20 protein-coding genes are annotated in these 21,215 nt (G+C 65.7%); 1 reads left to right on the top strand and 19 read right to left on the bottom strand.

Going from position 1 to position 21,215, the window contains the following annotated elements; translation table 11 throughout:
• Positions 1–235: 235 nt before the first annotated feature.
• From G3545_RS11010 to G3545_RS11045, 8 genes are all read right to left on the bottom strand, one after another.
• Complete coding sequence (locus G3545_RS11010) at positions 236–547, bottom strand: DUF4387 domain-containing protein (RefSeq protein WP_170012478.1); 312 nt, start codon at positions 545–547, stop codon at positions 236–238.
• Complete coding sequence (locus G3545_RS11015; RefSeq protein ID WP_170012480.1) at positions 547–1,923, bottom strand: acyclic terpene utilization AtuA family protein; 1,377 nt, start codon at positions 1,921–1,923, stop codon at positions 547–549. The genes G3545_RS11010 and G3545_RS11015 overlap by 1 nt, the downstream gene beginning before the upstream one ends.
• A gap of 9 nt (positions 1,924–1,932) precedes the next feature.
• Complete coding sequence (locus G3545_RS11020; RefSeq protein WP_170012482.1) at positions 1,933–2,904, bottom strand: D-2-hydroxyacid dehydrogenase family protein; 972 nt, start codon at positions 2,902–2,904, stop codon at positions 1,933–1,935.
• 9 nt (positions 2,905–2,913) lie between these two features.
• Positions 2,914–4,047, bottom strand: coding sequence for an ABC transporter ATP-binding protein (locus G3545_RS11025; protein ID WP_170012484.1), 1,134 nt, complete (start codon positions 4,045–4,047; stop codon positions 2,914–2,916).
• Positions 4,040–5,782 (bottom strand): iron ABC transporter permease, encoded by a 1,743-nt coding sequence (locus G3545_RS11030; protein WP_206151414.1) that lies wholly within the window; start codon positions 5,780–5,782, stop codon positions 4,040–4,042. Before G3545_RS11030 ends, G3545_RS11025 begins: the two co-directional genes overlap by 8 nt.
• A 105-nt stretch (positions 5,783–5,887) precedes the next feature.
• Positions 5,888–7,012: an ABC transporter substrate-binding protein gene (locus G3545_RS11035; protein ID WP_170012486.1), complete on the bottom strand. Its 1,125-nt coding sequence runs from the start codon at positions 7,010–7,012 to the stop codon at positions 5,888–5,890.
• 56 nt (positions 7,013–7,068) lie between these two features.
• Entirely contained in the window at positions 7,069–7,374 is a 306-nt protein-coding gene (locus G3545_RS11040; RefSeq protein ID WP_170012488.1) for a DUF4387 domain-containing protein, read from the bottom strand.
• A gap of 38 nt (positions 7,375–7,412) precedes the next feature.
• A complete protein-coding gene (locus tag G3545_RS11045) occupies positions 7,413–8,807 on the bottom strand; it encodes an acyclic terpene utilization AtuA family protein (RefSeq protein WP_170012490.1) in 1,395 nt (464 codons plus the stop codon).
• 186 nt (positions 8,808–8,993) lie between these two features.
• Between G3545_RS11045 and G3545_RS11050 the strand changes: the two genes are divergently transcribed.
• Positions 8,994–9,674 (top strand): GntR family transcriptional regulator, encoded by a 681-nt coding sequence (locus G3545_RS11050; RefSeq protein ID WP_170012492.1) that lies wholly within the window; start codon positions 8,994–8,996, stop codon positions 9,672–9,674.
• A gap of 259 nt (positions 9,675–9,933) precedes the next feature.
• Here the strand turns inward: G3545_RS11050 and aldA are convergent, their stop codons facing one another.
• The 11 genes from aldA to G3545_RS11105 all read right to left on the bottom strand — a co-directional run bounded on the left by aldA (position 9,934) and on the right by G3545_RS11105 (position 21,086).
• Positions 9,934–11,418, bottom strand: a complete 1,485-nt coding sequence (gene aldA, locus G3545_RS11055) for an aldehyde dehydrogenase (RefSeq protein WP_170012494.1) — start codon at positions 11,416–11,418, stop codon at positions 9,934–9,936.
• Between the two features lie 39 nt (positions 11,419–11,457).
• Positions 11,458–12,249 carry a TIM barrel protein gene (locus G3545_RS11060; protein ID WP_170012496.1) on the bottom strand — a complete coding sequence of 264 codons (792 nt, stop codon included), beginning with the start codon at positions 12,247–12,249 and terminating at the stop codon, positions 11,458–11,460.
• 53 nt (positions 12,250–12,302) lie between these two features.
• Positions 12,303–12,995, bottom strand: coding sequence for an aspartate/glutamate racemase family protein (locus G3545_RS11065; RefSeq protein ID WP_170012498.1), 693 nt, complete (start codon positions 12,993–12,995; stop codon positions 12,303–12,305).
• 33 nt (positions 12,996–13,028) lie between these two features.
• On the bottom strand, positions 13,029–13,895 hold the full coding sequence (locus tag G3545_RS11070) for a carbohydrate ABC transporter permease (RefSeq protein ID WP_170012500.1): 867 nt from the start codon (positions 13,893–13,895) through the stop codon (positions 13,029–13,031).
• On the bottom strand, positions 13,892–14,830 hold the full coding sequence (locus G3545_RS11075) for a sugar ABC transporter permease (protein WP_170012502.1): 939 nt from the start codon (positions 14,828–14,830) through the stop codon (positions 13,892–13,894). Before G3545_RS11075 ends, G3545_RS11070 begins: the two co-directional genes overlap by 4 nt.
• A gap of 241 nt (positions 14,831–15,071) precedes the next feature.
• The gene (locus tag G3545_RS11080; RefSeq protein WP_170012504.1) at positions 15,072–15,869 is read right to left on the bottom strand and encodes an SDR family NAD(P)-dependent oxidoreductase; all 798 of its coding nucleotides are present in this window, start codon (positions 15,867–15,869) and stop codon (positions 15,072–15,074) included.
• A 32-nt stretch (positions 15,870–15,901) separates the two neighbouring features.
• Positions 15,902–17,395 (bottom strand): tripartite tricarboxylate transporter permease, encoded by a 1,494-nt coding sequence (locus G3545_RS11085; protein ID WP_170012506.1) that lies wholly within the window; start codon positions 17,393–17,395, stop codon positions 15,902–15,904.
• A gap of 3 nt (positions 17,396–17,398) precedes the next feature.
• Positions 17,399–17,902, bottom strand: a complete 504-nt coding sequence (locus tag G3545_RS11090) for a tripartite tricarboxylate transporter TctB family protein (protein WP_170012508.1) — start codon at positions 17,900–17,902, stop codon at positions 17,399–17,401.
• A gap of 195 nt (positions 17,903–18,097) precedes the next feature.
• Entirely contained in the window at positions 18,098–19,072 is a 975-nt protein-coding gene (locus G3545_RS11095; RefSeq protein WP_170012511.1) for a tripartite tricarboxylate transporter substrate binding protein, read from the bottom strand.
• A gap of 51 nt (positions 19,073–19,123) precedes the next feature.
• Positions 19,124–20,101, bottom strand: a complete 978-nt coding sequence (locus G3545_RS11100) for a peptidyl-alpha-hydroxyglycine alpha-amidating lyase family protein (protein WP_170012513.1) — start codon at positions 20,099–20,101, stop codon at positions 19,124–19,126.
• 4 nt (positions 20,102–20,105) lie between these two features.
• Positions 20,106–21,086: a peptidyl-alpha-hydroxyglycine alpha-amidating lyase family protein gene (locus G3545_RS11105; RefSeq protein WP_170012515.1), complete on the bottom strand. Its 981-nt coding sequence runs from the start codon at positions 21,084–21,086 to the stop codon at positions 20,106–20,108.
• Between the last annotated feature and the right edge of the window lie 129 nt (positions 21,087–21,215).

The following is a 21,215-nucleotide window of genomic DNA, read 5'->3' on the forward strand; positions in this document are numbered from 1 at the left end:
CCCTCCCGCCGCGACACGCCAGAGCGCTCGCGCATTGTTGTCCGCTCAGACGGATGATGCTGAGCCGGCTGCGGATGAAGCCAACCGAAGCGTCCCACCTCCGCCTCCTCATCCCCGGGCTTGACCCGGGGATCCAGACTTCTACCGAGCACATGCGGGATGGCTGGATCCCCGGGTCAAGCCCGGGGATGAGGGCATCTTGGAGTTTTCGGTCGGGCGTTCAGCCCAACCCTAATCAGCCTGGTACCTGCAGCTCGACCAGAGGCGCGTGCTGTTGGCCGCCATAGGCGTCGCCGTCATCGAGGTCGCACTGCACATAGGGCCTGGGGATCGAGATCTTGATCGCCTTCGCCGCGTCGTGATGGAAGAAGATCACCTCACCCTCATCGACCTGATAAAGCTTGGCGAACACCGCTTTGGTGAGGACGCCGGCATCGATGACGCGGCGGTAGCTCGCCTCGTCCTCGAACATCACGTCGAAGGTCAGCATATAGGGCCCGGCATTCTTCGAGCGGATCAGCCGTGCCATCTCGCCAAGGGTCGCCATCACCCGACCTCCATATATTCGTGGCGGAACATCGCGCGCGGCTCGCGCGGCGCCACGATGTGGTTGAGATTGAAGCGATAGACCGGTCCGCGGTCGGTCTCCGCCGGCGTCATCGGGAACGCGAGGCCGCTGATCAGGCCGCGCCATTCCGGGATCGGATAATGCAGCGCAAAATGCGCGAAGGTCTTGGCGAGCGCCATGGTGACGCTGCGCTCCGGCGAGATGATCGTGAACAGCACGCCGACCTCGTGGCCGACCTGGCCGGCCAGCGGCTCCAGCTTGCCCATCACGCCGTCGCGGCCATAGACCCGCATGCGGATGGAATAGTCGTCGGGCCCGACGCGGCCCTGGAACATCTCCTGCACCCGCGCGGCGAAGCGCTCGCACATGCCGGCGAACCAGCTGTCGATCTGGCGGATGATGTAGGGCTCGCGGATGCCGGCCATGATCGCCGCCTGGTAGCCGGCAAGCTCGGCGCCCTCCAGCTTGAAGGTCGGCCGCTCGCTCGGCAGGAAGCGCGAGCGGGTGACACGCACCGCGCGGTCGTTCAAGGCCTCGTATTCGCAGCCCGACGTATCCAGCGTGCCGCCCGGCTCGGTGATGAGGAACGGGTCGGCATTCTCGTAGAGCGAGTGCGAGGCAACGCTCTGCGGCGTGCAGCGCGCCTCGGGGTCGAGCGGCTCGATATCGAAATGATCGTCGCGCACCCAGGCGAAGATGCTGTCCGGCCGCTTGCGCTGCACCGTGGAGGCGGTGCCGCATTCGAGGATCTTGGCGGCGTGCCAGGCTGAGCCGGGGTCGGCATTGCGCATCAGCGGCACCGCCGCGAACAGCGCGGTGTCGGAGGCGCGTCCGGTGAGGATGACGTCGGCCCCCGCCTCGATCGCCTGCACGATCGGCTCGTGCCCCATCATGGCGACGATGTGCGAGCTGCGCTCGATGATCGCCTCGCTGATCTCCGGCGCCGGATTGAGCGGGGTGATGCGACCCTCGCGCAGCTCCTGCTTGAGGAAGCCCTTGTCCTGCTCGCTGCGCACCAGGCCGAGATTGAAGCTCAGTCCCTCCTCGCGGGCGATCTCCAGCGCGATGTCGCGCATCCAGGCGACGCCGGCGTCGCCGCCCGCCATGCCGCATGAGCCGACGATGAGCGGGACCTTGAGCGTGTCCCTGCCCTGCAGCATCAGCTTGAGGTCGCGCTTGGTGCCTTCGCGGGAGAAATGCGGCTCGCCGGTGCCGAGATGATACGGCCCGGCATCGCTGGAGCCGCCGTCGCAGGCTATGACGTCGGGCTTCAAGGAAATCCCCTTGGCGAAGGAGGATTCCATGAAGCCGGACCCGATCTGGCCGGATGCCGACAGTACCCGTACCTCTCCCATGGCGTCACCTCATGTTCTGATTTTGCCGTCCGGACCGAGCACTCGGATCGGGCGCCCGGCCAGGAATGCCTGGATGTTCTCGACGGTCTCGCCGTAATAGAGCTCGTAATTCTCGCGGATCACGTAGCCGATGTGCGGCGTTGCCAGCACGTTCGGCAGATGGCGATAGGGGTGGTCGCGCGGCAGCGGCTCGTCATTATAGACATCGAGCCCGGCACCACCGATGCGCCCGGCGCGCAGCGCCGCGATCATCGCGTCCTCGTCGATCAGCGGCATGCGCGAGGTGTTGATGAGGAAGGCGCTCTTCTTCATGCGCGCGATCTCCGGCGCGCCGACCACGCCGACCGAGCGCTCGCTCTCCGGCATGTGGATGGTGATCGCGTCGGAGCGCGCGAAGAGCTCTTCCTTGCTCACAGCCTCGACGCCGTGCGGGCCGGCGCGGTGCTGGGTGAGGTTGGGGCTCCAGGCGATCAGCTTCATGCCGAAGGCCTGGCCGACTTGCGCCACCGGAATGCCCATGGTGCCGAGCCCGAGAATGCCGAGCGTCTTGCCGCGTACCGCGGAGCCGAGTTGCACCTGCCAGCCGCCATTGCGGACCGAGGCGACCTCGTGATGGATGCCGCGGAACAGCGAGAGGATCATCGCCCAGGTCACTTCCACCGTCGGGAAGGAATGGGAGGTGGTGCTGCACACGGTGATGCCGAGATCGGCGGCCGCGGGCAGATCGATCGAGCGATCGTTGCGCAGCCCGGTCGCCAGCAGCAGCTTCAGCCGCGGCAGCCGCTCCAGCACGCGGCGCGGGAACAGGGTGCGCTCGCGCACCCGGCCGACCGCGTCGAAATCGGCGAGCCGGGCGACGAGCCGGTCCTCGTCCTTCTCGTGGTCGGCGAATGCCACCACCTGGCATTCCGGCGGGAGATTGCCCCACGGGGCGCAGGACAGGGCGACGTTCTGGTAATCGTCGAGCAACGCAATGCGCATGGATGAATCCTAAGCGGCGGCTAGGCCGGGAGAAGGAACAGGGTCGCGGCGGGCCTCGCTCGCCGGGAAGACCACCGAGCCGGCGGTCGGGACATGCAGCCAGAGCTGGGCCTGGTCATAGTCGGCCGGGGATTCGACCTTCACCACCACGCCGCCCACAGTGAGCTGGTATTGCCAGCGCCCGCCTATGTAGCTGCGCGTTGTGACGCTGGCGGGCAGCACCACGCCCTCCTCGCCGGGTGCATGGTCGGGGGAGGTGGTAAGTTCCAGCTTCTCCGGGCGGATCGCCACCGTCACCCGCGCGCCGGGCGCGAGATCGCGCGGCAGCACGGTGCGCATCTCGGCGCCGCCGTCGAGCCGCACCAAGGCGGTGCGCGCCGCATCCGCGGCGACGACCGCTCCGGAAAAGAAATTGCTGGTGCCGATAAAGTCGGCGACGAACGGATCGGCCGGGTGCTCGTAGATTTCGCGCGGCGTACCGAGCTGGACGATGCGCCCGCCATTCATCACCGCGATACGGTCGGAAAGCGCCAGCGCCTCGATCTGGTCGTGGGTGACATAGAGCGTGGTGAGCCGCACCTTCTGGTGCAGGTGATCGAGCCAGGTCCGCGCCCGCTCGCGCAGCTTGGCGTCGAGATTGGAGAGCGGCTCGTCGAGCAGCAGCACCAGCGGCTGATAGACCAGCGTGCGGGCCAGCGCGACACGCTGCTGCTGGCCGCCGGAGAGCTGGTGCGGGTAGCGGTCGGCATAGTCCGCCATCTCCACCAGCGCCAGGGCTTCGGCGATGCGCGCGCTCCGCTCCTTGGAGCGGATCTTCCGGAGCTTCAGCGGGAAGGCGAGGTTCTGCTGCACCGTCATGTGCGGCCAGAGCGCGTAGGACTGGAACACCAGCCCGCAATTGCGCGCTTCCGCCGGCAGCACCTGGCCCTTCGCGCTGTCGAAGAACACCCGGTCGCCGGCGCGGATCAGCCCCTGGTCCGGCACATCGAGCCCGGCCACCGCGGCGAGCGTGGTCGATTTCCCGCAACCGCTCGGGCCGAGCAGCGTGAGGAATTCGCCGTCGGCAATGTGGAAGCTGACATTGTCGACCGCGGTGACGAGGCCGAAGCGCTTGGTGAGGTTCTGGACGACGAGCTCAACCATAGATCTTGACCCCGAATGCGCGGCGCATGGCGGCGATGAAGACGACGGTGAAGATGATCTGCACGAAGGACAGCGCCGCGACTCGTCCCATCTCGCCCTGCACCCAGAACTGGATCAGTGCGGTGCCGATGACTTCCGTTCCCGGCGCGAACAGGAACAGCGCCGTGGAGTATTCCTTGAAGAAATAGACAAAGAGCAAAGTGAAGCAGGTGAACAGCGCCGGCGTCATCAGCTTGAGGATGACGACGCGCACCGAGGTCCACCAGTCGGCACCCATGACGCGGGCGCTGCGGTCGAGGTCCGGGCCGATCTGCATCAGCGAGGGCGAGAGCGCGCCGAAACCGGTGGGGATGTAGCGCATCGTGTAGGCGATCACGAGGATCCACAGCGTGTTGCGCATCCAGCCCAGCGGCGGCAGGAACACTGCGGCATAGAAGAAGCCGATGCCGGCAATCAGCCCCGGCAGCGCCCGCGGGAACAGCGCGAGATATTCGAGCTGGCGGCGCAGCCGGAAGTCCGAGCGGTGTACGATGAGCGAGATCAGCGCGACGAAGCAGGTCGCGAGCGCCGCCCCGCCGATGCTGACGATGATGGTGTTCACAATGGCGCGGCGCGTGATCTCCAGCGAGAACACCTCTTCGAAATGCTCCGGGGTCAGCAGTTCCCAGAACGGGATCATAGGCGTGAGGAAGTTCACGCAGGCCCTGAGTCCCAGCACGCCGATCGGGAAGATGATGAACAGCAGCACATAGCTGCCGACCAGCGCGAAAGCGACCCAGCGCAGCTTGCCGAGCTTGAACGGGCGCGGGCGGGTCGCCTTGCCGCCGACGGTGACGAAGCGCCGCGAGTTGCGCAGCATGCGGCCCTGCAGGAACACCAGCAGCATGACGATGACCAGCAGCAGCACTGCCGCCGTGCCCACCAGTCCGTAATTCGGTTTCGGCGTGGATAGCCCCTGCGTGAACAGGAAGGTGGTGAAGAAGCTGATGCCGGCCGGCTCGCCGAAGATCAGCGGGATGGAGAGCATCTCCAGCGCCGCGGTGAAGTTCAGCACGCCGCCATAGAGGATGGAAGGCAGCAGCAGCGGCAAGGTGATCGACCACAGCGTGCGCAGCGGCTTCGCCCCGCAGGAGCGCGCGGCATCCTCCAGCGAGGGATCGGCCAGCGCCGAGGAGCCGAGGCAATAAAGCAGCGCCAGCGGCACCTGCGAGATGCCGGCGATGATCGACATGCCGGTGAGCGAATAGAGCGTCCACGGGTCGGCGCCGAGGAAGCTCTTCACGAACAGCGTCACGAACCCGGCCGAGCCATAGGCGAGGAACCAGCCGAAGGCGAGCACGAGGTGGGAGATGAAGAGCGGCCATAGCAGCATGCTGCCGAAGAAGCCGCGGCACGGCAGGTCGGTGCGCCCGATCAGCACCGCGAAGAACGCGCCGAGCGTCTGCGCGATCAGCGTGGTGATGGAAGCGAAGACGAAGGAGTTGAACAGCACCTTGCGGAGCTGCTCGCTGGCGAACAGGTCCTTGTAGTTCTGCAGCGTCAGGATCTGGCCGCGGTCATAGAGCGGCCGGTCGATGAAGGACTGGTAGATGATCGGCAGGACCGGCGCCACCACCAGCACGAGGGTGACGAGGAACACCGACCAGTAGATCACCGTCGAGCGGGTGATCTGCCTGGGATTGGTGATGTAGCCCGGCAAGGCGCCGGGCGGCGCGAAATCCTGGACGATGGCCATGGGCAGCGACGACGATCCCGATCGTGAGGACTGGTCCCGCGCCGGGCATCCGGCATGGGCGGTCGGGGCCGGCGCGTGCGGAGCCGCGCCGGCCCGGGTCGTCGCCTAAAGCTTGTAGGCCTGCATCCAGCGCTTCAGGAAGGCGTCGTGGTCGGTGATCATGTCCGGGTTATAGTTGACCGGGATCACGTTCTTCTCGCCGATCGCCTTGATGACGGTCTGATAGGTGTAGGCGCCGTCGACCTCCTCCGGCGAGACGTCGAGCCGGTAGGGCGTGCGCCCGCCCTTGGCCATGCCGATCTGGCCTTGATGCGAGATCATCACGTCGAGCCAGAGCTTGGCGGCGTTCGGGCTATTGGAGGATTTCGGGATAGCCGAGCCGCGCATCATCACCGGCGTGCCGTCGGAGATGAAGCTCCAGCCGAGCACCTTGGCACGCTGCGCGTTGCGGACCGCAAGCCACGGATTGCCCGAGCCGGTGAGGTAGCCGAACACGTACTCTCCAGTCAGCGTCTTCTCGACCATGGGCCCGGAGGAACGCTCCACCCGCGTCATCGGCCCCACGGTGTCGAGCCACTCCCAGCCCTTCTCGCCATGATGCTTGATGAAGGAATAGGCCGAGGTATAGCCAAACGAGCCGAACTGGGCGCCGTAGCAGCTCATCTTGCCCTTGAAGATCGCCGGGTTGGCCTTGCACTTCTCGGCAAGGTCCTGGAAGCCCTTGGGCACCATGTTCTCCGGCAGCAGCATCTTGTTCCAGATGAACAGCATCGGATCGATGGCGATGGTGTAGAGCCCGGGATAAGGCAGGCTCCAGGCCGGCACATAGGGGATTTCCGGGGACTTGTAGTCGACCAGCTCGTTGCGCTGGACGGCGTTGATCCAGGAATCCGGCGCCACGGTCGCGAGCAGGTCGGCGGTCTTGCTGCCGGTGCCGCGCTCGGCGAGGAAGCGCTCGATGACCTCGCTGCTTTCCAGGTCGAGCGTCTGCACGTCCATCCAGGGATAGAGCGCCTTGTAGCGCGCCATCACCCCGGCCCACATGTCCACCGACATGTTCGAATAGATCAGCAGGTTCTTCTCGGCCTTCGAGCCCTCGATGATCTTGCCGTAATCCTGCGGGTAATAATCCGGGAGCTTGGCCGCCGCGGCCTGGCCGAATGCGGCGGATCCGGTCGACGCGAGCAGGCCGAGGCCGCCGGCGCCGATCATGAATTGGCGTCTATCCATCGTTTCCTCCTAAGCAGGCGGCGCTCTTTTTTGGCGCTCGCCCGAACCCGTTCAGTTCAGATGTCGATCTCCATCAGTGGTGCGTATTGCTGCCCCCCGTGACTGTCGGCATCACCCAAATCGCCCTGGGTCGCCGGTCGCGGGATGGAGGCTTTGACGGCAAGTGCGTTGTCGACGAAGAAGAACTGCACGTTGTTCTCGGACAGGCCGTAGATTCCGGCCACGGTCTTCGCCGAAATCTTCCCGGAATCCTTCACTCTTTTGTAGGTTTCGGGATTGTCGAACATGATGTCGATGGTCAGGCTGAACGGCCCGGCGTTCTTGCTGCGGATCAGGCTGGCGAGATCGGCAAGCTTGGTCATGGAAACCCCAATTCAAATCGCTCAATTTCACCCGATACTCAATTCACCTGAACATGCTCGATGTTGAACATCTCGAGCGGATCATCGACTTCGACGACGTGATTGACGTTGAAGCGATAGACCGGCCCGCGATCGAGATAGGCCGGGCTGAAGGGGCAGGCGATGCCGGTGATCAGCCCGCTCCACTCCGGGATCGGCAAATGCAGCGCCTGGTGCCGCGTGACCGAGGCGATGGCGCTGGCGATGTCCTGCGTCGGCGCGGTGACGAGGAACAGCAGGCAGATCTCGTGCGGCGTCGCGTCCTTGATCGGCTCCAGATCGCCCATGGTGCCGTTCTTGCCGTAGACATGGACGTTCAGCGTGATGGCATTGTCGCTGACCGTGTTGCCATAGAGTTCCTTGATGCGGCCGCGCACCTTCTCGTCGAGCCGCCGCAGCCAGTCGTCGATCTGGCGGATGATGAAGGGATCGCGCACCGAGCCCAGCACCAGCGACTGGTAGCCGACGAGTTCGGCGCCCTCCAGCTTGACCGTATAGGTGTCGGCGTGCCGGAAGGCGCTGCCGCGCACCCGCACCGAGCGATCATCGACCGCCTCATACTGGGCGTCGCGCAGATCGATGGTGCCGGACGACTCGATGATCAGATAGGGATCGGTGTTCTCATAGAGGCTGTGCGCGGCGATGCTCTGCGGCGTGCAGCGCAATTCCGGATCGAGCGGCTCGATGACGAAGCTGTCATGGCTGATCGAGGCCATGATGCAATCCGGGTTCTTGCGGAAGGTGGCCGCCGCCGCACCGCATTCGAGGATCTTGGCGGCGTGCCAGGACAGCCCCTCGGGAAAGCCGAAACTCGTCGGCAGCCCGGCGAAGATGGCGGTGTCGCTGGAGCGCCCCGCCAGCACCACCTGGGCGCCGCCCTCGATCGCCGCGAGGATAGGTTCGGCGCCCATCATGCCGACGATGCGTTCGCTGCGCTCGATGGTGTTCTCGTCGAATTCGGGTGCGGGATGCAGCGCGCGGATCTTGCCGTCGCGCAGCTTGGCCTTGAGATAGGCCTTGTCCTGCTCGGCATGGATCAGCGCAGCGGGGAAGCTCAGCCCCTCCTCCACCGCAATCTCCTGCAGGATCGTATAGACCGACTGCAGATGCGGCTCGCCGCCGGCGGTGCCGCACGAGCCGATGATCAGCGGGATGCCGGCGCGCTGCGCGCCGAGCACCATGAGGCGCAGATCACGCTTGATGGCGCGGGCGGGAAACGACGGCTTGCCGGAGCCGAGCGGCGCCGGTCCCGGATCGGTGGAGCCGGCATCGGAGGCGATGAAATGCGGGTCGCGTTTCAGCCCGTTTTCGAAGGAGCTCTCGAGGAAACCGGAGCCCAGGACGCCGGTGGCGGAAAGCACGCGGATTTCCCCGTTGGGAACCTTCTTGAGCATCTTCCACTCCCTCAATCCGTGGCTTTTTGTCACGGCATTTTTCCCATATTCGGAGAGCGGCAGAAAAAGAGTCAACTCTTTTCTCGGAAACCGGCATATTATCTACGCTGCACCTGCGAAAGAGTTGACACTATCGGGAAGTTCGGGAACAGAGGCCGCCAGGCGCACTCATCTTGCGTGGGATAGATGACCCTAGGTAATGATCAGCTCGAATTGAGTGAAGCGGTGCCGTCGGTAGAGGACGACACGCTGTCATCCGTGGCGATGGCCAAGATCATCGGCCTGATCCGCGGCGGGGAATTGCTTCCGGGCGACATCGTCAACGAGACCGACCTGGCGAAGCAATTCGGCATCAGCCGCGGCCCGGTGCGCGAGGCGGTGCGCCAGCTCCAGGGCCGCAAGCTGATCACGCGCGAGCCCTACCAGCGGGCGCGGGTGGTGAGGCTGGATTTCGCACAGATCCGCGAGATCTATGAGCTGCGCGAGTGCCTGGAGGGCATGGCCTGCCGGCTCGCCACGCTGAAGATGAGCGACGCCGCGCTCGCCGAGCTCATGGCCGCCGTCGAACTCGCGAAGGGCCCCGACAATTACTCGCTGGTCGACACGGATTACCCGTTCAATTTCCACGAAGCCATCGTCAATGCTTGCGGCAACAGCAAGATCCGGCAGTCGCTGAGCGGCGAGCTTTATGACCTGATCCGTCTGTATCGCTGGAGCACGCACATCCGCGTGCCGGAGGGCAGAGCGCATTCGCGCGACCACTGGCAGATCTGCCGCGCCATGCAGGCCCGCGACGCCGACCTCGCGGAGTCGCTGATGCGCGGCCACATAAGGCGGGTGGCGGCGCTGATCGAGAATACCGGGTGAACCTGACTCCCCTCTCCCCGTCGGGGAGAGGTGGCCCGCGTAGCGGGTCGGTGAGGGGGAGCACGGCTGGGGAGCAAGCAGGCCCCTCACCCCACCCCTCTCCCCGACGGGGAGAGGGAGAAGTCCTGGTCAGTTGGCTCATTTCCGTCGTCATGGCCGGGCTTGTCCCAGCCATCCACGGTTGCTCGCTCGTCCCGGACGTGGATCCCCGGGACAAGCCCCGGGATGACGGTGCGATGGGTGAACTACAGGCCCGCCCTCACGTCCGGATATAGACCATCTGCGTCTCGGTGAACTCGTAGAGGCCGTGCTTGCCGTCGGCGCCGCCGATGCCGGACTTGCGGCGCCCGGCATGGAAGCCCTGCATCGCCTCGAAGTGCTCGCGGTTGATGTAGGTCTCGCCGAACTTCAATTCGCGGCTGGCCTTGATCGCCGAGTTCAGGTTCGAGGTGAAGATCGAGGAGGTCAGCCCGTAGTCGGAATCATTGGAGAGGGCGATCGCCTCGTCGAGGTCCTTCACCTTCTGGATCGGCAGCACCGGACCAAAGGTTTCGCGTCGCATGATGTCCATGTCGGCGCGGGCGCCGGTGATCAGCGTCGGCTGGTAGTGGAAGCCCGACGCACGATCGGCGATGGCGCCGCCGGTGACGATGGTAGCGCCCTCCGCCTTGGCCCGCTCCACCGCGGCCGCCACCTTGTCGAGGCCGGCCTTGTTGACCAGCGGGCCCATATGCAGGTCCGCTTCCTTGGACGGATCGCCGTAACGGGTCGCCTCGAACAGCGGCTTCAGGCGGGCGACGAGGGCGTCATGCACGCTCTCTTCGACATAGACGCGCTCGGCGCAATTGCAGACCTGCCCGGTATTGATGACCCGGGAATCGTAGATCGCCTTCGCCGCCAGATCGAGATCGGCATCGGCCAGCACGATCGCCGGCGCCTTGCCGCCAAGCTCCAGATTGACGCGGGTGAGGTTGCGCCCTGCCGCCTGCATGATGTGCGAGCCGGTGGCGACGCTGCCAGTGAAGGAGATGAGGTCGATGCCGGGATTGGTCACCAACGCTTCGCCGGCAGTCGTGCCGCGCCCGCCGATCAGGTTGAACACGCCGGCCGGCAGGTCGGTCTCGGCCACCAGCTGGGCGAAGGCGAAGGCGTTGATCGGCGTCTCCTCGCTCGGCTTGATGACGATGGTGTTGCCGGTGATCAGCGCCGGCGCCAGCTTGCGGGCGATCAGGAAGAACGGGAAGTTCCACGGCAGGATGCCGGCAACGACGCCGATCGGCTTGCGCAGCAGGAGGATGGTCTCGTCGGCGCGGTCGCTGCTCAGCACCTCGCCTTCGAGTCGGCGCGCCCATTCGGCCATGTAGTCGATATAGTCGGCGGTGAAATCGACTTCGATCTGCGCCAGCGAGGCGATCTTGCCCTGCTCGCGCACCAGGATCTCGGCGAGGTCGCGGCGATGCTCGCGCACCTTGGCGGAGATGGCGCGCAGATGCGTCGCCCGCTCGATCGCCGGCAGCTTCTCCCATGCCGGCTGGGCGCGCCGCGCGGCCTTCACCGCGCTTGCCACGGTGTCGGCGTCGCTGTTCGGGATCAGGCCGAGCAGCGTGCCGTCCGCCGGATTGGTGACCTCGATGGTCGCGCCGCTGGAAGCGACGAAGTTGCCGTCGATGAAGTTCTGGTAATTCGACGGCGTGGCGGTGAGCGCGACTGAAGTATCCCGGCCGATCGTCTCGTGTTTCGTCATGATGCTTCCTCCATGGAGATGGCGTTCTCCGTCAGATCTTCAGGCCGATATGCCGGCGCGATGGCGGCCCAGCCAGCCGAGCCCGGCTTCGGTATTGCCGGCCGGCACGTATTCGCAGCCGATGAAGCCGGTGAATCCGGTCTCCTCAAGAGCCGCATAGAGCGCATCGAAATCGATGGTGCCGGTGCCCGGCTCGTGGCGGCCGGGGTGATCGGCGATGTGCATGTGGTGGATCAGCCCGGCATGGGCGCGCACGAAGGGCACGGGGTCTTCGCCGGCATTGGTGGCGTGGAAGGCGTCGAAGATCAGCCGGACATTGTCGCGCCCCAGCGCCTCGACGGCGCGCACGCCGAGCGCGGAATCGTCCATGAAATAATTCGGCAGCGAGCCGGGGCCGATCGGCTCGATCAGGATGCGCATGCCGCGCGAGGCCGCCGCGTCCGCCGCCATCGCCATGTTCTCCAGATAGGTGTCCCAGAGGCGATCGTGATCGACGCCGTCGGGGCGCACTCCGGCCATGGCGTGCACCGCCTTGCAGCCGATCGCCTCGGCATAATCGAGCCCCTTGCCGACGCTCTCGCGGAACGTGTCGACGCGATCCGGCAATGCGGCGAAGCCCTTCTCGCCGCGTGCCGCATCACCCGAGGCCAGCCCCATCTGCACGAAGGTGAGCCCGGTTTCCCTGAGCTGCCGCGCCACCTCGGCCGGGGGCGCCGCATAGGGTGCGGGGTGCTCGACGGCAGCGAAGCCGCCCCGCCGGGCCGCGGCGAAGCGCTCCAGCAGCGGGATCTCGGAGAATAGATAGCCGATATGGGCGCTGTACTTCCTCAACGGGGGCCTCTGCTTGTCTTGTCGCCGGCGATGTCGTGCGGGGCTGCGATGTTTCAGGGATAGACCATGGCCGACAGGACGGGCACGACGCCCGTCACCATCTCGCGCATGCGCACGACCGCCGCGTCGGGCGAGGTCAGCACCGGCGCGGCGATGCGGGCACGCACCCGCTCCGCTGCGCGCGAGGTGGAGAAATGCGCCAGCATCACCGCGTCCATGTGGCCGAGTTGCGAGGCATATTCGGAGACCAGGCGGTTATGGGTGTCGGCGTCGCCCTTGCGCAGCCGGTCCATGGCGTCGGGCACCAGCACGGTGGTTAGGGTGGCGGAAGGGCGCAGCCGCGCGGCAGCTTCCACGAACTCGTCCTCCATCGTGACAACGGCGGGCGCGAAGGTGGCGAGCATGCCGATCCGCTCGCCATGGGACAGCGCTTGCGCGAACATCGCCTCGTTCGGCTTCAGCACCGGGATCGGCAGTTCGGCGGCGGCACGCTCGATCGCCGGGCCGAAGGCCGAGCAGGTGACGAGCAGGCCGTCGGCACCGATGCGGTGGCCATAATGGGCGAGCGCGACGAAGCGATCGATCATCTCCTCGGTCAGATCGGGGGTGCGGGCCCGATCCGGCGAGAGCGCGTCGTCGAGCAGATTGGCGAGATCGGCCTCCGGCCAGCCGCGCGCGAACGCTTCGTGGATCGGATCGATCGCCACCGGGGTGGCATGCAGCAGGACGATGCGCGGGGCTTTCATCGCAATAGCTCCGGATGTGGGAAAGGCATCGTCCTATCCTTTGACGGCGCCGGCGGCGAGGCCGCTCATCAGCATGCGCTGGAACAGCAGGAAGATCAGCGCCACCGGCAAGGTGCTGACGATGGCGCCGGCGGCGCTGATGCCCCACACCGCCGGCTCGCCGAGGGCGAACTGGCGCATGATCACCGGCAGCGTCTTCACCTCGGTGGTCGAGGTCAGGAGGAAGGCGAACAGGAAGTTGTTCCAGGTCATGATGAAGGCGAGCAGGCCGCCGGCCACGAGGCCCGGCAGCGACAGCGGCAGGATGATCCGCCACAGCACCTTCAGCCGGCTGCAGCCGTCCATCTGGGCCGCCTCGTCGAGATCGCGCGGCAGCGTCGAGAAGTAGTTGATAAGCAGCAGCAGCACGAACGGCGCCGAATGCGTCGCCTCGGCCAGGATCATGCCGAGATGGGTGTTGTTCAGCCCATAGGTGCGGAAGATCACCAGGAGCGGCACCAGCAGCACCACGCTCGGGATGGTGTAGGCGACCAGCGTCGCCACCAGGAAGGAGCTGCGGCCGAAGAAGCGGAAGCGCACGAAGCCGTAGGCGCCGAGGCTCGCGATCACCAGCGTCAGCAGCATGTTGCCGGTGGCGATGATGGTGCTGTTGCGGAAATAGATGCCGAACGGAACGACGTCGAACAGCGCGACATAGTTGGACAGCGTCGGCTCGGCCGGCAGATAGGTCACCTGCCGGTTGCTGAGCCAGGCGCGATCGAAGTCGGCCTTCAGCTCCGGCGTGATCGAGGCGATGAAGATCCAGATGATCGGCGCCAGCGAATAGAACAGGATGACGAACGCACCCAGCCCGACCAGAGCGCGGCGCGGCGCGGCGGATTTGCGCGCGGTGCGGCTCATGATGCGTTCGCCAGGACGTTGCGCGCGAGGTGGCGCACATAGAAGGCGGAGACGAACATCAGCATCGCCGCCAGCACCACGGCGATGGCCGAGGCGTAGCCGATCTGGAACTGGTTGGTGAGCATGAAGCTGTAGACCGCCTCGGTATGGTTGCTGAAGCCGGGACCGCCGCCGGTCATCACGAAGATCATGTCGATGTGGTTGGACATCCAGATCATGCGCAGCAGCACGAGGAAGAGGATCGTGGGCAGGATGTGCGGGATGGTGATGTTGAGGAATTGCGACCAGCGGCTCGCGCCGTCGACCTGCGCCGCCTCATAGAGCTCGGCGGGGATGGTCTGCAGCGCGGCGAGCAGGATCAGCGCCATCAGTGGCGTGCCGTACCAGACCATGGCGGCAACCACGATCCAGAAGCTCGCCATCGGGCTGCTCATCCATGCGATGGAGCGGTCGAGCATGCCGGCGCGGACCAGCAGGTCGTTCACGACGCCGAAATTGCCGTCGAACATGTAGAGGAACATCAGCCCGACCACGGCCGGCGGGGTGATGTAGGGCACCATCATCGCCGCCCGCACGAAGCCGCGGCCGCGGAAATTGAGGTTGAGGAACAGCGCGATCGGCAATGCCACCGCCAGTTCCAGCGAGACCACCGCAAGGTCCCAGCGCAGCGTGCGCCACAGCCCGTCCAGGAACACCTGGTCGGACAGCATGCGCTTGAAATTCAGGAAGCCGATGAAGGCGGCGCGCTGCAGCCGCAGCAGCGACGCGTCGGTCATGGCGAGATAGACCGCCTTGAAGGTGGGATAGACGGTGATCGCGGCCAGCAGCAGGACGATCGGGGCGATCAGCATGTAAGGAAATGCGTCGAAACGCTTCCTTCGGCGTGGCGTCGCCACAGCCTGCTGCTGGGCCTGCTGGATCGGCACGTCGGTCATGATTGGCCTCCACCGGGCGCCGGCATGGCATCAGCTTTGGCGCCCGAAACTACCCGATCCGCTCCAGCCGATTGTCGCGTGGGCGACATAAGGCGGGGCGGACTCAAAAACTCACCACGTCATCCTGAGGTGCCGCGAAGCCGCTTCGAAGGATGCCCACTCCCGATGAACGCCCTCTGCTTCAACATCCTTCGAGGCCGCCTGCGGCGGCACCTCAGGATGACGTGGCTATTGATCGCCCTCACAGCACCGGCGATGTCCCGCCGTCGATATTGATGGCAATCCCCGTGAGATAGCTGGCGCGGGCGGAGGCGAGGAAGGTGATGACATCGCCGGCCTCACGGGCCTCGCCGACCCGGCCGAGCGGCACGCCACGGCGTTTGGCTTCTTCGGCATAGATGTCGTCCAGCGGGCGGTCGCCGACACTGAGCCCCTGCCTGGCATAGCGCCGCTCGTGCTGCCCGCTCTTGATGAAGCCGATGCACACCGTGTTGACGAGGATGTTGTCGGCCGCGAGATCCTTGGACAGCGCCTTGGTGAGCGCGATGCCAGCGGCCCGCGCCACCGAGGTCGGCAGCGAATTGGCGGCGGGGGTGCGGCCGGCAATGCTGGTCACATTGATGATGCGCCCGCCGCCCTGCTTGCGCATCTCCGGTATGGCGGCCTGGATCAGTTCCATCGCCGCCCAGACCTTGACGCCGAAATCGGTGTCCCAGTCAGCCCGCGTGGTGCTGGCGAACGGCTTGGCCAGCGAGGTGCCGGCATTGTTGACGAGGATGTCGAGGCGGCCGAAGCGCGACACCGCGGCATCGACCAGCCGCTGCACCGCGCCCTCCTCGCCGATGTCGCCGGCGACCGGCAGCACCGTTCCCTTGCCGTGCGCCGTGATCTCGCTCGCCGCGGCGGCGAGGACATCGGCGCGGCGCCCGGCGATGATGACATTGCAGCCTTCCGCGGCGAGACGCTCGGCAGCGGCGCGGCCGATGCCCTCGCTGCCGCCCGTGACGATCGCCACCTTGCCGTTGAGCTCCAGATCCAAGGCTTCCTCCGCGTCTTTCGATTGATGAGAATTCAGACTTCGCTGTCGACCTTCACGCGCCGGAACATGGTCAGCGAGGACGAGAGCAGCACCACCACGGCAAGGATGAGCAGCGTGAGCGAGAGCGGGCGGCTCAGGAAGATCATGAAATCGCCGCCCGACATCTCCAGCGACTGGCGCAGGGCACGCTCCAGCAGCGGGCCGAGGATCAGCGTGAGGATCAAGGGCGCGGTCGGCAGGTCCACCTTGCGCATCAGGTAGCCGACGACGCCGAAGGCCAGCATCACCGCGATATCGAAGGGCTGGTTGTTGAGGCTGTAGGCACCGACCACGCAGAACGCCAGGACGATGACGACGAGGATCGCATAGGGGATGCGCAGCATCGCCACCCAGAGCGGGATCAGCGGCAGATTGAGGACCAGCAGGATGATGTTGCCGACCACCAGGCTGGCAATGATGGTCCAGACGAACTCCGAATGCTCGGCGAACAGTGTCGGCCCCGGCACCAGCCCGTTCATCATCAATGCGCCCATCAGGATCGCGGTGGTCGGCGAGCCGGGAATGCCGAGCGTGAACAACGGGATCAGCGCGGCATTGGCATAGGCGTTGTTCGCCGTCTCCGGCCCTGCCACGCCCTCGATGGCGCCCTGGCCGAACCGCTCCGGGTGCTTCGAGACGCGCTTCTCCACGGCATACGAGAGGAAAGCCGGGATCATCGAGCCGAGCCCGGGCACGAGCCCGAGGAAGAAGCCGATCGCAGTGCCGCGGAACACCGGGCCGGTGGAGCGGCGCACGTCCTCCTTCGACAGATAGAGCGAGCCGACCACCGGCGCGAACATGCTGGTCAGCGGCCGCTCGATGCTGGTGAGGATTTCGGCGATGCCGAACAGGCCCATCACCACCGGCACGATCGGCAGACCGTCCATCAATTCCGGCCGGGCGAAGGTGAAGCGCTCCATGCCCATGACCGGATCGATACCGACCTGCGCCAGGAACAGTCCGGCGACCGCCGCGATCATGGCGCGGATCACCGACTGGCTGGCGAGTGCGGTGACCAGCACCAGGCCGATCAGCAGCAGCGAGAAGATCTCCGGCGGCCCGAAGGTCAAGGCAAGGCGCGTCAAGGGCAGCGCCAGGAAGACCAGGCCGACGGTGGCGATGGTGCCGCCGATGAAGGAACCGATGGCGGCGACCGCCAGGGCCGGGCCGGCGCGCCCGACCTTGGCCATGGCATAGCCGTCGAGGCAGGTGACCGCCGAGGCCGCTTCACCCGGCGTGTTGATCAGCACCGAGGTGATGGTGCCGCCATACATGGCGCCATAGTAGATGGCGGCCAGCATGATGATGGAGCCGGTGGGATCGAGCGCCGCGGTGACCGGGATGAGGATCGCCGTCCCCGCCGCCGGGCCGATGCCGGGCAAGATGCCGATCAGGGTGCCGAGCACGCAGCCGAGCAGCGCATAAGCGAGGTTGCCGGGCTGAAGGACGTCGACGAAGCCGCCGAACAACAGGACTAAGGTATCCACCCTCTACTCTCCGCACAGGCTCAGGGGACACAGCGCCGAGAGGTCGTCGGCCGGCAGCGGCACGTTCAGCCAGTGCGTGAAGGCGTACTCGATGCCGAAGCTGCCGAGGATCGACACCCACAGGATGGTGAAGATGCTGCGCGTCCCGAGCGCCCAGAGCACGACGACATTCATCGCGAACATGGTCAGGCCAAAGCCGATCCGCTCCAGCAGGAAGGCGGTGGCGCCCAACGCCACCAGGACCGCGACGAGGCGCGACCACCCGGCAGCATCGGGATAGCTGTCCGCGGCAATGGTCACGCGATCCGCGGCCGAGGTGCTCAGGGTCGCCTGCACCAGCATCAGCGCGGCGAGGATGCTGAGGATCAGCGCCAGCCAGAACGGGAAGAAGCCCGGGCCCGGCCCCATGGACGTGTAGTAGTGCAGGTCGAGCGCGCGGAAGGTCAGCCACACGCTCGGCAGCAGGATCACCAAAGCGGTGATCTGGTAGATATTTCGCTGGGTCATGATCCTGCCCAAAGGGCTTGGGGCGGAAGGGCTTGGCTTGGGAGAGCGGCTGTCTTCCCCCTCTCCCCGTCGGGGAGAGGGTTGGGGTGAGGGGCCTTCGCGGCCCCCCAATCGTGCGCCCCCTCACCGACCCGCTACGCGGGCCACCTCTCCCCCTCGGGGAGAGGGAAATAGGAGCGACGAACGGACCGCGCCTTACTGACCCTGCTTGCGCGCGGCCTCGATCAGCGGCTTGAAGCGGGCATCGACCTTGTCCCAGAACACCGCATAGTCCTTCGGATCGAGATAGGTCAGCGTGTTGCCGACCTCGATCATGCGATCCTTGAGAGCCGGATCCTGCATGCCCTTCTTCAGTGATTCCGACAGGCGGTTGATGATCTCCGGCGAGGTGCCGGCCGGTGCCGAAAGCCCAATGTCGGAGCCGATCGGCTCGACATTCGGAAAGCCCGCCTCGGCGGTGGTCGGCACGTCCGGCAGCAATTCGGCGCGCTTGTCGCCCATGACGGCCAGCACGCGGACGGTGCCGGCCTTGTGATGGGTGACCACCTCGCCGATGGAATTGACCGACATGTCGGTGTGACCGCCGAGCAGCGCGGTGAGCTGCGGCCCGCCGCCCTGGAAGTTCACGGTGGCGAACTTGGTGCCGGTGCCCTGCTCCAGAGCGAGCAGCGCGAAATGCCCGGTCGCCATGAAGCCGCTGGTGCCGCCTTTGAGCTTGCCGGGAGTGGCCTTGGCGGCCTCGACCAGATCCTTCAGCGTCTTGTAGGGGCTGCTGGCGAGCACGACGATGCCGAACGGCGCGCCGTAATACATGCCGATCGGCGCCAGGCTGTTGCGCTGGAACGGCGACTTGCGCTCGGTATCGAGATAGACGCTGGCTGCGGTTGGCAGCACCGACCAGATCAGCGTATGGCCGTCGGGCTTGGCGGCCGCGACATAAGAGAGGCCGATCTGCATCGAGGCGCCGGGCTTGTTGACGATCTCGACCGGGACGCCGAGGTCCTTTTCCATCAGCGGCGCGATCAGGCGCGCCGCGGTGTCGGTGCCGCCGCCGGCGGTGGACGGCACGATCATGGTGATCGGGCGGCCCTTCTGCGGGAAGGTCTCGGCCGACAGCGAACCTGTCAAGGCAAACAGGCCGGCGAGCGTGAGAAGTACGGCTCTTTTCATTGGTTTCCTCCGGTTATTTTATCGAGTTTTATTGTCGGCACGGCTGCTTGATTATCCGGGGATGCGGCGCAGCTTCTGGATCATGTTCGGCTTTTCCGGCGCCTGCTGTCCCGGGAACAGCAGCGGCCAGGTCGTGGTGGTGACTTGCCCGACATAGATGTCGCCGCGGGAATCGACGGCGACGCCGTGCGGCGAGGTGAACTGGCCGGCATCATTGCCCGGCCCGCCATTGCTGTTCAGCCGGCCGACCAGCTTGCCATCCGACAGGATGCTGATGCGCGGGCCGAGATTGGGATAATCGCGATTGTGGGAGAGATGCGGCGGCAGCTCGCCGATGAAGAACAGCGGATCCTTGCGCCCCACCATGTACATGCCGTTGGGCCGATGCAGGTTGTTCCACTGCGTCTCGTAGCGCCCATTGCCGTCGAACACCTGGATGCGATGGTTCTCGCGGTCGACGACATAGACCCAGCCATCGTCATCGCAGGCGATCTTGTGCGGCAGGTTGAACTCGCCGGGGTCGGACCCCGCCGTGCCCCACGAGAACAGGAACTTGCCGTCGGGGCTGAATTTGTGGATCGCGGCATTGCCGTAGCCGTCGGAGACATAGATGTCGCCGTTCGGCGCCAGCGCGGTGTGGGTGCAGCGGTTGAACGGCCGGTTGCTCATGCGCGGCGCCGGCTGGTCCGGCGTGCCGAGGCGCAGCAGCAGCTTGCCGTCGAGCGTGCATTTGGAAACCGTATGCGTGCCCTCGTCGGTGCAGTAGATCGCCTGGTCGGGGCCGATATGCAGGCCGTGCGGACGGGTGAAAAGCTCCTCGCCCCAGCTGTCGAGGAAGTTGCCGTCGCGGTCGAACACCATCAGCGGCCGGGCGCCCCGGTTGAAGACATAGACGCGGTCCTGGTCGTCGATGGCGACGGAGGGCACCTCGCCGAGCGTCCAGCCCTCGGGCACCTTCACCCAGTCCGCGACCGGCTCGTAGCGGTACGCGCCGGAGCCGAGCACGACCTTCTCTTCAAGCGTTTCCATGTCGCTATTCCTCCGGCAGCCGGCGCAATTTGCGCAGCGAGTTCAGCGGTTTCGGCAATGGCCGGCCGGGGAAGAGCGAGGGCCAGGAGGAGGTGGTGACCTCGCCGACATAGAGGTCGCCGCGCGAATCCACCGCGATGCCATGGGGCGAGGTGAACTGGCCGAGGCCGGAGCCGGGGCCGTTATGGCTGTTCAGGCGGCCGACCACTTCGCCCTTGGACAGGATGCTGATGCGCGGGCCGAGATTCGGATTGTCGCGGATGTGGCTCATATAGGGCCCGATCTCGCCGACAAAGCAGAGCGGGCACGGGCCCGAACTCATGTAGAGCGCGCTCGGGCGATGCAGATTGTTCCACTGCGTCTCGTAACGGCCATTGCCGTCGAAGATCTGGATGCGGTGGTTCTCGCGGTCGGCGACATGGACGAAGCCGTCGGCGTCGCAATGAATGTTGTGCGGCAGATTGAACTCGCCCCGGCCCGAGCCGGACGTGCCCCACGAGAACAGCAGCTTGCCGTCCGGGTTGTATTTGTGGACCGCAGCGTTGCCATAGCCGTCGGAGACATAGATGTCGCCGTTCGGGGCCAGCGCCGTGTGGGTGCAGCGGTTGAACGGCTTGCCGCTCATGCGCGCTGCCGGCTGGTTCGGCGTGCCGATGCGCATCAGCAGCTTGCCGTCCAGCGTGCACTTGCACACCGTGTGGGTGCCCTCATCGGTGCAATAGATGCTCTGGTCCGGCCCGATATGCAGGCCGTGGGCCTTGCCGAACAGATCATGCCCCCAGGACGACAGAAAATTTCCGTCCCGGTCCAGCACCACCATCGGATGCTCGCCGCGATTGAAGACATAGACACGGTCCCGGTCGTCCACCGCAACGGCCGCGACTTCACCAAGCTCGACATGCGACGGCAGGTTCAGCCAATTGTCTTGCGGCTCATAACGGTACTTGCCGGAGCCAAGGACGATGTTCTTCTCTTTTGTTTCCATTTACCTCGCCAGCAAGCAGCGTCGACGTCCGCCGATACGGCCGACGCGGCTTGTCCTCCCGCTTGTAAATCTCACTGAGTGAGTTTCTTGTCTAATTCAGCGGAATATGGCAGTGCTTGAAACGGCGGT

The organism is Starkeya sp. ORNL1 (assembly GCF_012971745.1).
Classification (GTDB): Bacteria; Pseudomonadota; Alphaproteobacteria; order Rhizobiales; family Xanthobacteraceae; genus Ancylobacter.

Bases quoted from the DNA above. Each gene is read 5' to 3' on its own strand.
- G3545_RS11105 (WP_170012515.1), bottom strand. From the start codon at position 21,086: ATGGAAACAAAAGAGAAGAACATCGTCCTTGGCTCCGGCAAGTACCGT.
- G3545_RS11050 (WP_170012492.1), top strand. From the start codon at position 8,994: ATGACCCTAGGTAATGATCAGCTCGAATTGAGTGAAGCGGTGCCGTCG.
- G3545_RS11015 (WP_170012480.1), bottom strand. From the start codon at position 1,923: ATGGGAGAGGTACGGGTACTGTCGGCATCCGGCCAGATCGGGTCCGGC.
- G3545_RS11025 (WP_170012484.1), bottom strand. From the start codon at position 4,047: ATGGTTGAGCTCGTCGTCCAGAACCTCACCAAGCGCTTCGGCCTCGTC.
- G3545_RS11020 (WP_170012482.1), bottom strand. From the start codon at position 2,904: ATGCGCATTGCGTTGCTCGACGATTACCAGAACGTCGCCCTGTCCTGC.
- G3545_RS11045 (WP_170012490.1), bottom strand. From the start codon at position 8,807: ATGCTCAAGAAGGTTCCCAACGGGGAAATCCGCGTGCTTTCCGCCACC.
- G3545_RS11065 (WP_170012498.1), bottom strand. From the start codon at position 12,995: ATGAAAGCCCCGCGCATCGTCCTGCTGCATGCCACCCCGGTGGCGATC.
- G3545_RS11010 (WP_170012478.1), bottom strand. From the start codon at position 547: ATGGCGACCCTTGGCGAGATGGCACGGCTGATCCGCTCGAAGAATGCC.
- aldA (WP_170012494.1), bottom strand. From the start codon at position 11,418: ATGACGAAACACGAGACGATCGGCCGGGATACTTCAGTCGCGCTCACC.
- G3545_RS11090 (WP_170012508.1), bottom strand. From the start codon at position 17,902: ATGACCCAGCGAAATATCTACCAGATCACCGCTTTGGTGATCCTGCTG.
- G3545_RS11040 (WP_170012488.1), bottom strand. From the start codon at position 7,374: ATGACCAAGCTTGCCGATCTCGCCAGCCTGATCCGCAGCAAGAACGCC.
- G3545_RS11100 (WP_170012513.1), bottom strand. From the start codon at position 20,101: ATGGAAACGCTTGAAGAGAAGGTCGTGCTCGGCTCCGGCGCGTACCGC.
- G3545_RS11035 (WP_170012486.1), bottom strand. From the start codon at position 7,012: ATGGATAGACGCCAATTCATGATCGGCGCCGGCGGCCTCGGCCTGCTC.
- G3545_RS11030 (WP_206151414.1), bottom strand. From the start codon at position 5,782: ATGGCCATCGTCCAGGATTTCGCGCCGCCCGGCGCCTTGCCGGGCTAC.
- G3545_RS11075 (WP_170012502.1), bottom strand. From the start codon at position 14,830: ATGACCGACGTGCCGATCCAGCAGGCCCAGCAGCAGGCTGTGGCGACG.
- G3545_RS11070 (WP_170012500.1), bottom strand. From the start codon at position 13,895: ATGAGCCGCACCGCGCGCAAATCCGCCGCGCCGCGCCGCGCTCTGGTC.
- G3545_RS11095 (WP_170012511.1), bottom strand. From the start codon at position 19,072: ATGAAAAGAGCCGTACTTCTCACGCTCGCCGGCCTGTTTGCCTTGACA.